This window comes from Sulfuricurvum sp., assembly GCF_028688295.1.
Taxonomy (GTDB): domain Bacteria; phylum Campylobacterota; class Campylobacteria; order Campylobacterales; family Sulfurimonadaceae; genus Sulfuricurvum.
The window spans coordinates 1-2,840 of sequence record NZ_JAQTYM010000131.1; the positions used below are offsets into that span (position 1 = coordinate 1).

At 43.7% G+C, this 2,840-nt stretch carries 4 protein-coding genes; 1 reads left to right on the forward strand and 3 read right to left on the reverse strand.

The genetic code is table 11. The annotated features are described in order from the left end of the window. On the forward strand, positions 1–284 hold a 284-nt coding region (locus tag PHR02_RS13505), incomplete at its 5' end, for a GGDEF domain-containing protein (RefSeq protein WP_299992819.1). A gap of 242 nt (positions 285–526) precedes the next feature. Here PHR02_RS13505 and PHR02_RS13510 read toward each other — a convergent pair. The 3 genes from PHR02_RS13510 to PHR02_RS13520 form a co-directional block, all read right to left on the reverse strand. Beyond that, a complete protein-coding gene (locus PHR02_RS13510) occupies positions 527–1,222 on the reverse strand; it encodes an ABC transporter ATP-binding protein (RefSeq protein ID WP_299992820.1) in 696 nt (231 codons plus the stop codon). Further along, the gene (locus PHR02_RS13515) at positions 1,223–2,359 is read right to left on the reverse strand and encodes an ABC transporter permease (RefSeq protein ID WP_299992823.1); all 1,137 of its coding nucleotides are present in this window, start codon (positions 2,357–2,359) and stop codon (positions 1,223–1,225) included. Beyond that, positions 2,356–2,840: HlyD family secretion protein (locus tag PHR02_RS13520; protein WP_299992825.1), on the reverse strand; the 485-nt coding region annotated here is incomplete at its 5' end. The genes PHR02_RS13520 and PHR02_RS13515, both read right to left, overlap by 4 nt.

Genomic DNA, 2,840 nt, shown 5'->3' on the forward strand with positions numbered 1-2,840 from the left:
TATTAACCCGATATTCTAGAGAGTGCGATGTTGTCGGAAGATGGGGAGGGGAAGAATTTCTCATCATTGTCGAAGATACAGATGAAAAATCAATTGTTGTTTTTGCTGAAAAATTACGAAAAACAATCGAGCTATATCAATTTTCTATTGTAAAGCACAAAACAGCAAGTTTTGGTGCAACCATTTATCATCCGGAAGATAAACCAAACAGTATTGTTTCAAGGGTCGATGCCGCACTGTATGAAGCTAAAAAGAGCGGTAGAAATAAAGTCTATTTTTTATAATGGATACAAATTAATTAAATGAACTTTTTTGGTGGACACAAATCATCGTACTTTCACGTTTTGCCCTCTCTGTCGATACCGCACTTGGAGTATCTCATGGATGGCTTTTTGATGCAGCGGCCTCTGCGTGGATAGTGCTATTTTTAATATGGAGTTTACGTTATGGAAAAACACTTATTTATGGGAGAAAACTTGAATAATCGATACTCCATCAGAATATCAAATCCATGGAGCTTTCTCATCTAATCGCTGACACTTTCTTTAACCACTCCATCTTCCACCCGCAAAATTCGATCAAAAAGAGGTAGCATCCGTTCATCATGGGTAACGACGATAATTGCGACATCATGTTCATGTGCCAATGAACGAAGCAACTCCATCACTGACAAAGCCCGCTGCGAATCAAGTGCGGCTGTGGGCTCATCCGCGAGGATGATGCGAGGATTATTCGCTAATGAGCGTGCGATTGCCACCCTCTGACTCTGCCCTCCGGAGAGCTCTGAGGGCATTTTTTCGATCTTATCCCCTACTCCGAGATAGTCGAGTAATTCGGCTGCTTTCGTATTAGCTTCACTCACCCCTACGCCGTTCATCTGCGGAACCAGAGTGACGTTTTCGCGGACATTCAAAAACGGTATAAGATTGTGTGCTTGAAAAATAAACCCTATTTTTTCACGTCGAATTTTCCTCGTATCGGGTATCGTCCACCCGCTATCGTAAACGCATTCACCGCTAAGTGTCAACTTCCCCCCACTGGGTTCTGTTATACAACCGATCATCGTAATCAGTGTTGTTTTTCCTGATCCGCTGGGTCCTAACAGAGCTACCGTTTCTCCTGAGTAGATTTCAAAATCTGCTTTTTTGATTGCCTCGACAGCACTGTCTCCACTCCCGTAGGTTTTTTCGATACCTTCACATTTAATGACACTGTGCTTCATTTAGCCCCCTATCGCGCTGGAAGGATCAACCCGCAAAGCAGTTCGAATCCCTGAAATAGATGCCAAAATACTGACAATCATAACCACAACAAACAGTTTCATTGCATCTTGCGCTACGAGAATAATCGTTTTGGGGAAAATATCGGCACTGGCATGGGCAAAAATATTTCCTGCAATAAAGGCGATTAGTCCTAACAGTACCGACTGCTGCCCTATCATCTTCGTAATGGTGAAGTTGGAAGCACCGATAAGTTTCAAAATCGCAATCTCCTTGATTTTGTTAATCGTCATTGTGTAGATAATCAAAGAGATAATGACCGAAGAAACGATGAGTAAAATGACAGTAAAGAGTCCGATTTGCTTTGCGGAACGTTCGATCAAATTTTTTGTCAAAATTTCGGCTTGCTCTTCTTGGGTAAAAGCCTGTTGATGTTTCCATCGTTTGATCTCTTGAACAACCTGCTGAATCTCTACCCCTGTGTGAAGTTTCAGTGCGAAGGTATTAACCGTTGTTGGGGAAGTGCTCTGAACCCCTCTGTGTCGATCGTTTCGGATTTGGTCATTGCTAAAAAGAAATTGTAACTCTTGTGCCCCTTTGAGATCGAGATAGAGCATCGGATCCCCTCCGGAAGAGACCGCTTTGTGTGTGAGGCCAACCACGGTATATTCATCTCGTCCCAGAGCAATCTTATCTCCGAGTTTAAATCCTGATTTTGAATCGACGATAATCTCTTGTGTTGGTATCCGTATTTTCCTCCCTTTGGAGAGGTGAAAGGGTGTAAATCCACTTAAGACATCATATCCTAGCGCGTAAAGACGAATCGGCTTCTCTTTGGCGGTGATTTGAATGCTTTGAAACGTTAAAGGATGAACCTCTTTTACCCCAGCGAGCGTTTTAAGCGAATATTTGAGATCTTCATGCAAACGTGAGCTTTCAGCGAAAGGGCCCCATGTGTCTTTCTGCACCACCCATACATCAGGGGCAATGTCGTTTGGTACGATCATCGCATCATGAGCCATCCCACGATAAACACCAATCATGATCAATACCACCCCAATCAGCATCCCCACTCCGAATGCGGTCGTAATGAATTTTCCCAACGAATGGGCGATATCCCTCTGTGCGAGGTTAATCATCGCTTATCTCCGAGAGAATCGCTGATGTGAATATACGCTTCAGCCTGTTCACCTAAATAAAGTTCTGCTGGAAGTTGTTTGAATGCGAGATACACAATCCGCTCTTCGGTAACACGGTCGCTTTCACTTCCGATTCGAGCCACGTGTGCTTCAAATGTTTGATCAGGATAGGAGCGTAGTGTTATGGTTGCACTTTGGGCAACTTTTACTTTTCTGCTTTGACGTTCATCGACGTAAAGTTTCACCCAGTAGGTTTTAGGATTCACCAAACGAAATACGATGGAACCGGCGCTGATGGTGCTTCCTACTTCTCCATTTTTGGAGATGACTTTCGCATCGAAAGGTGAGCGAAGCGACAAATCATCGATTTTAAGCCGTTGAGCTGCCGCTGCTGCCCCTGATTTTTCTACATCCAGTGTGAGCAATTTTATATTTTCGTGTCCACTTTCCAGTTGAGCCGAAGCACTTTGCGCCGAGGCAT